At 72.5% G+C, this 6,396-nt stretch carries 5 protein-coding genes; all 5 read left to right on the top strand.

The genetic code is table 11. The features are described 5' to 3' along the window. Nucleotides 1–193 precede the first annotated feature (193 nt). Genes hpnA through shc form a run of 5 tightly spaced genes read left to right on the top strand, consistent with a single transcriptional unit; the run spans nucleotide 194 to nucleotide 6,291 of the window. On the top strand, nucleotides 194–1,219 hold the full coding sequence (hpnA, locus tag MOX02_RS15415; RefSeq protein WP_147026681.1) for a hopanoid-associated sugar epimerase: 1,026 nt from the start codon (nucleotides 194–196) through the stop codon (nucleotides 1,217–1,219). After that, nucleotides 1,216–2,112 (top strand): squalene synthase HpnC, encoded by an 897-nt coding sequence (gene hpnC, locus MOX02_RS15410; protein WP_147026680.1) that lies wholly within the window; start codon nucleotides 1,216–1,218, stop codon nucleotides 2,110–2,112. Before hpnA ends, hpnC begins: the two co-directional genes overlap by 4 nt. Then, a complete protein-coding gene (gene hpnD, locus MOX02_RS15405) occupies nucleotides 2,109–2,963 on the top strand; it encodes a presqualene diphosphate synthase HpnD (protein ID WP_147026679.1) in 855 nt (284 codons plus the stop codon). Before hpnC ends, hpnD begins: the two co-directional genes overlap by 4 nt. After that, nucleotides 2,960–4,249: a hydroxysqualene dehydroxylase HpnE gene (gene hpnE / locus MOX02_RS15400; protein WP_147026678.1), complete on the top strand. Its 1,290-nt coding sequence runs from the start codon at nucleotides 2,960–2,962 to the stop codon at nucleotides 4,247–4,249. The genes hpnD and hpnE overlap by 4 nt, the downstream gene beginning before the upstream one ends. 44 nt (nucleotides 4,250–4,293) lie before the next feature. Beyond that, nucleotides 4,294–6,291 (top strand): squalene--hopene cyclase, encoded by a 1,998-nt coding sequence (gene shc / locus MOX02_RS15395; protein WP_147026677.1) that lies wholly within the window; start codon nucleotides 4,294–4,296, stop codon nucleotides 6,289–6,291. The last annotated feature ends 105 nt before the right edge of the window (nucleotides 6,292–6,396 follow it).

The raw sequence follows: 6,396 nt of genomic DNA, 5'->3' as shown, positions 1-6,396 counted from the left end.
ACAGCCGCGCCGGGCGCCTGCGCCTCGCCTGAGGCGCTTCAACCAAGAGGACCCGGCGGAACCGGCGCGACGACCGTCGCGTGTGGCCGCCCGATCCTTGTTCCGTGAACCGTTCGGTGAGACAAGCGCGCGGGCTCGCCGCCCGGGGTGATGGTGCCCCGCCGCGGTCGCGCCCCGTGGCGAAACGAGAGAGATGGCAGAGGCGATGGAGACCGGCCCGTCCGAGCCCGGCCCCGTGCTGATCACGGGCGCGAGCGGATTCCTCGGCGCGGCCCTGGTCGACGTGTTCCGCGAGGCGGGCTTCCCGGTCCGCATCCTCGTGCGCGCCACGAGCCCGAACACCAATCTCGTCTGGCCGGACGTGGAGTTCGCGGTCGGCGACATGCGCGACCGCGCCGCGGTCGCCGCCGCGATGCGGGGGCAGCGCTACCTCGTCCACGCGGCGGCCGATTACCGGCTCTGGGCGCCGGACATGGAGGAGATCGTCCGCACCAACCGCGACGGCACGCGCATCCTGATGGAGGAGGCGCTGAAGGCCGGCGTGGAGCGGATCGTCTATACGTCGAGCGTCGCGACCATCAAGCCGCACGACGACGGCACGCCCGCCGACGAGACCCGGCCCCTGACGCCCGAGACCGCGATCGGCGCCTACAAGCGCAGCAAGGTCGTGGCCGAGCGCGTGGTCGACGAGATGGTCGCCCGCGATCGCCTGCCGGCCGTGATCGTGAACCCCTCGACGCCGATCGGCCCCCGCGACGTGAAGCCGACGCCGACCGGCCGGATCATCGTGGAGGCGGCCCGCGGCAGGATGCCGGCCTTCGTCGACACCGGCCTCAACCTCGCCCACGTGGACGACGTGGCGCGCGGCCACCTGCTGGCGCTGCGAAGGGGCCGCGTCGGCGAGAAGTACATTCTCGGCGGCCAGAACGTGATGCTCGCCCAGATGCTCGCCGACATCGCCGGCCTCGTCGGCCGCAAGGCGCCGACCGTGCGGCTGCCGCGGGTGGCGACCTACCCCGTCGCCGTGGTCTCCGAGCTGATGGCGCGGGTGACCGGCAAGGCGCCGCTCGCCACGATCGACGGCATCCGCATGGCGCGCTACCGCATGTTCTTCTCGGACGAAAAGGCCCGCGCCGAGCTCGGCTACACCGCCCGCCCCTACCGGGAGGGGCTCTCGGACGCGGTCTCGTGGTTCCGCGGCGCGGGGTATCTCGGATGAGCGCGAGCCCGCAGACCGCCGCCGAGACCCGCTCGGGCAAGGGCCACCGCGACGAGAACTTCCCCGTCGCCTCCCACCTGATCCACCCGCGCCACCGGGGGGCGATCCTCGCCTTCTACAATTTCGTGCGGGCGGGCGACGACGTGGCCGACCACGCCGACCTGACGCCGGAGCGCAAGGTCGCCCTTCTCGACGGCCTCGCCGACGCGCTGACCGGGCGCGGGCCCGCCGACCCGCAGGCCGAGCCCCTGAGGCGGGAGCTCGCCGCCCGCGGCCTCTCCGCGACCCACGCGCTCGAGCTCCTCGACGCCTTCCGGATGGACGCGCGCAAGAGCCGCTACGCCACCTGGGACGAACTGATCCACTATTGCCGCTACTCGGCGATGCCGGTGGGCCGCTACGTCCTCGACGTGCACGGCGAGGACCCGGCCCGGGTCTGGGCGGCCTCGGACGCCATCTGCGCGGCGCTCCAGATCCTCAACCACCTGCAGGATTGCGGCAAGGATTACCGCGGCCTCGACCGGGTCTACATCCCGCAGGATTATCTCGACCTGCACGGCGCCAGCGTGGAGATGCTGGCCGCCGACCGGGCGAGCCCGGAGCTGCGCGGCGTGATCCGGGATCTCGCCGCCCGCACCCTCCTCCTCCTCGACGAGGGCGCGGCGCTGCCGAGCCTGATCGACGACCTGCGCCTGTCGCTCGAGATCGCCGCGATCCACCGGCTCGCCGTCGTCCTGACCCGCGGTCTCCTGGAGCGCGACCCGCTCTCCGAGAAGGTGCATCACGGCAAGGCCGGCTTCGCGATGGTCGCGCTCGGCGGGATCCTCGGCAGCCTCGCGCGCCGGCCCTTCCGCGGCCGCAGCCTGCGCGCCCTCGAGGGAGCTTCGCATTGAGCGCCACCGCGACGCCCATGCCCGAGACCGCCCAGGCCGCCGCCCCCGCCCTGCCGGCGGCGGGCTCGTCCTTCTACACCGCCATGCGCCTGCTGCCGAAGGACCGGCGCGAGGCCATGTACGCCGTCTACGCCTTCTGCCGGGCCGTCGACGACGTGGCCGACGACGGCGGTCCGGCCGAGATCCGGGCGGCCGAGCTCGACCGCTGGCGGGCCGACGTCGACGCCCTCTTCGCGGGCAACCCCCCGGCGCGGGTGCGCGACCTCGTCGTGCCCGTCCGGCGCTACGGCCTCAAGCGCGAGGATTTCCACGCCGTCATCGACGGCATGGCGATGGACGCGTTCGAGGACATCGTGGCCCCCGACGAGGCCACCCTCGACCTCTACTGCGACCGGGTCGCGAGCGCGGTCGGGCGCCTGTCGGTGCGCATCTTCGGGATGCCGGAGGAGGACGGGATCCGCCTCGCCTGGCACCAGGGCCGGGCCCTGCAGCTCACCAACATCCTGCGCGACATCGACGAGGATGCCGGGCGCGGCCGCCTCTACCTGCCCCGCGAGAAGCTCGCCCGGATCGGCCTCGACGCGCCGAGCCCGCGCGCCGCGATCGAGCATCCCCGCATCGGCGAGGTCTGCGCGGGCGTGGCGGCGGAGGCCGACGAACATTACCGCGCGACCTGGGAGATCATCGGCCGCTCACCGCGCAAGGCCACCAAGGCGGCCCGCCTGATGGCGGCGGCCTACCGGCTCTACCTCGACGCGCTCCTCGAGCGCGGCTGGTCGGCGCCCCGCGCCCGGGTGAAGCCCGGCAAGCTCGCGCTGCTCGCCGTCGCGCTCCGGCACGGGATCGTCTGATGGGCATTGTTCACGTCGTCGGGGCCGGCCTCGCCGGCCTCTCCGCGGCCGTCACGCTCGCCGAGCGGGGAAGCCGCGTCGTCCTGCACGAGGCCGCCAAGCAGGCAGGGGGGCGCTGCCGCTCCTACTACGACCCGAGCCTCGGGCTGACCATCGACAACGGCAACCACCTCCTCCTCTCGGGCAACACCGACGCGCTCGGCTTCATGCGCATCGTCGGGGCGCCGGCCGACGCGCTCACCGGGCCGGACGAGGCCGCCTTCGACTTCGCCGACCTGAAGAGCGGCGAGCGCTGGCGGCTGCGCCCCAATGCCGGCCGCCTGCCCTGGTGGATCCTGAGCCGCGGACGCCGGGTGCCGGGCAGCCGCGCCCGCGACTATCTCGCGCCGCTCGGCATCCTGAAGGCGGCCTCCGGCAAGGCGGACGGCGCCGGCGGCACCATCGGCGAGAGCATGGCCTGCGAGGGGCTGCTCTACGAGCGCCTGTGGAGCCCGGTCCTGCTCGCGGCCCTCAACACCGACCCGCGCGAGAGCGACGTCGGGCTCGCCGCCAAGATCCTGCGCGAGACCCTGGGCGCCGGCGGCGCCGCCTGCCGGCCGCTGGTGGCGGTGGCCGGCCTCTCGGCGGCCTTCGTCGACCCCGCCGTCGCCTACCTGGAGCGCAGGGGCGCCGAGATCCGCTTCGGACGCCGCCTGCGCGGGCTCGGGTTCGGCGCGGGCCGCATCGACCGGCTCGACTTCACGGACGAGCCTGTGGAGCTCGGGGCCGATGATTCGGTCGTGCTGGCGCTGCCGCCCTGGGTCGCCGCCGAATTCCTGCCGGGCCTCGCCGCGCCCGAGAACTTCCGCTCCATCGTCAACGCGCACTTCGCCGTGGTGCCGCCGCCGGGCAGCCCGCTCGTTCTCGGCGTGGTGAACGGGCTCACCGAGTGGCTCTTCGCCTACCCGGACCGCTACTCGGTGACGATCAGCGGCGCCGACCGGCTCCTCGACGTGCCGCGCGAGGACCTTGCCCGGCAGATCTGGGGCGAGATCGCGAGGCTCGGTAATCTTGCTCCGGAACTGCCAAGCTGGCAGATCGTCAAGGAGAAGCGCGCGACCTTCGCGGCGACCCCGGCCGAGGCTGCCAGGCGCGCCGGCGCCGTGACCGCGCACAAGAATCTCGTCCTGGCGGGCGACTGGACCGCGACCGGCCTGCCATCGACGATCGAGGGAGCGATCCGCTCGGGAAAAACCGCCGCGCTGGCCCTGATGTGCGATCCGGCACTGGGGCGCGGCGCGGCGTGAGTCATAGGGCTCTTTTTGCGGAATGAGCCGCTGAGGCGAGGACGATGCGAGAGGCTGTGAACAAGGTCGAGGCGCTGCAGCGCCCGAAGACCCAGGACATCTCCCTGGAGGACGTCGAGCGCGGCGTCGCCAGCGCGACGCGGGCGCTGACGCGCCTCGCGCACGCGGACGGCCACATCTGCTTCGAGCTCGAGGCGGACGCGACGATCCCCTCCGAGTACATCCTGTTCCACCAGTTCCGCGCCACCAATCCCCGCCCCGGCCTCGAGGCCAAGATCGGCAACTACCTGCGCCGTACGCAGGGCAAGCACGGCGGCTGGGCCCTCGTCCACGACGGCCCCTTCGACATCAGCGCCAGCGTGAAGGCCTACTTCGCCCTCAAGATGATCGGCGACGACATCGAGGCGCCGCACATGCGCCGGGCCCGCGAGGCGATCCTCTCCCGCGGCGGCGCCGCGAACGCCAACGTCTTCACTCGCTTCATGCTGGCCCTCTACGGCGAGGTGCCGTGGACGGCGGTGCCGGTGATGCCCGTCGAGGTGATGTTCCTGCCGAAGTGGTTCCCCTTCCACCTCGACAAGGTCTCCTACTGGGCGCGCTGCGTGATGGTGCCCCTGTTCGTGCTGCAGGCGGCGAAGCCCCGCGCCCTGAACCCGCGCGGCATCGGCGTGCAGGAGCTGTTCGTCACGCCGCCCGAGCACGTGCGGAGCTGGCCCGGCTCGCCCCACGCCACCTGGCCGTGGACGCCGATCTTCGGCGGCATCGACAAGGTGCTGCAGAAGGTCGAGAACTTCTTCCCGAAGCGGCCGCGCCTGCGCGCCAAGGAGAAGGCGGTCGCCTGGGTCAGCGAGCGCCTGAACGGCGAGGACGGGCTCGGCGCCATCTTCCCCGCCATGGTCAACTCCGTGCTGATGTACGAGGTGATGGGCTACCCCGCCGGTCACCCGCAGATCCGCATCGCCTGCGAGGCCATCGAGAAGCTCGTCGTCGAGAAGGACCACGAGGCCTACGTGCAGCCCTGCGTCTCGCCGGTCTGGGACACGGCTCTGGCGAGCCACGCCCTGCTGGAGGCCGGCGGCGCCGAGGCCGAGCGGCAGGCGCGCGACGGGCTCGACTGGCTGAAGCCGCGGCAGGTGCTCGACATCGTGGGCGACTGGGCCGCGGCCAAGCCGAACGTGCGCCCCGGCGGCTGGGCCTTCCAGTACGCCAACGCCCACTACCCGGACCTCGACGACACCGCGGTCGTGGTGATGGCCATGAACCGGGCCATGCGCCAGCACGGCCTCGTGGCCGACATGCCCGACTACAGCACCTCGATCGCGCGGGCGCGCGAGTGGGTGGAGGGCCTGCAGTCGAAGGACGGAGGCTGGGCGGCCTTCGACGCCGACAACAACCACATGTACCTGAACCACATCCCGTTCTCGGATCACGGCGCGCTGCTCGACCCGCCGACCGCGGACGTGACGGCGCGCGTCGTCTCGATGCTCGCGCAGCTCGGCGAGACCCGCGAGACCTCGCAGGCCCTCGACCGCGGCGTCGCCTACCTGCTCAAGGAGCAGGAGAAGGACGGCAGCTGGTACGGCCGCTGGGGCATGAACTTCATCTACGGCACGTGGTCCGTGCTCTGCGCGCTCAACGCCGCCGGGATCGACCCCGATTCGCCCGAGATCCGCCGCGCCGTGGCCTGGCTGATCAGCATCCAGAACCCGGATGGCGGCTGGGGCGAGGACGCGTCGAGCTACAAGATCGACCCCGCCTTCGAGCCCGGCTACAGCACCGCCTCGCAGACCGCCTGGGCGCTTCTCGCCCTCATGGCGGTGGGCGCCGCCGACGAGCCGGCCGTGACGCGCGGCATCAACTATCTCGCCCGCACGCAGGGGGGCGACGGCTTCTGGAACGAGGAGCGCTACACCGCGACCGGGTTCCCGCGGGTGTTCTACCTGCGCTACCACGGCTACTCGAAGTTCTTCCCCCTCTGGGCGATGGCGCGCTACCGCAACCTGAAGAAGAGCAACAGCCGGCAGGTCGCCTTCGGGATGTGAGCGCCCGCATCGGCGCGGCTTGGGGCAGGGCTTGGGGCAGGGCTTGGGGCAGGTCTTGGGGCAGGTCTTGGGGCAGGTCTTGGGGCAGGTCTTGGGGCAGGTCTT

The sequence above is a fragment of the Methylobacterium oxalidis genome (assembly GCF_007992195.1).
GTDB lineage: Bacteria > Pseudomonadota > Alphaproteobacteria > Rhizobiales > Beijerinckiaceae > Methylobacterium > Methylobacterium oxalidis.
The sequence above is the reverse complement of the archived record's forward strand: the minus strand, read 5'-3'. Positions and strand labels throughout refer to the sequence as shown.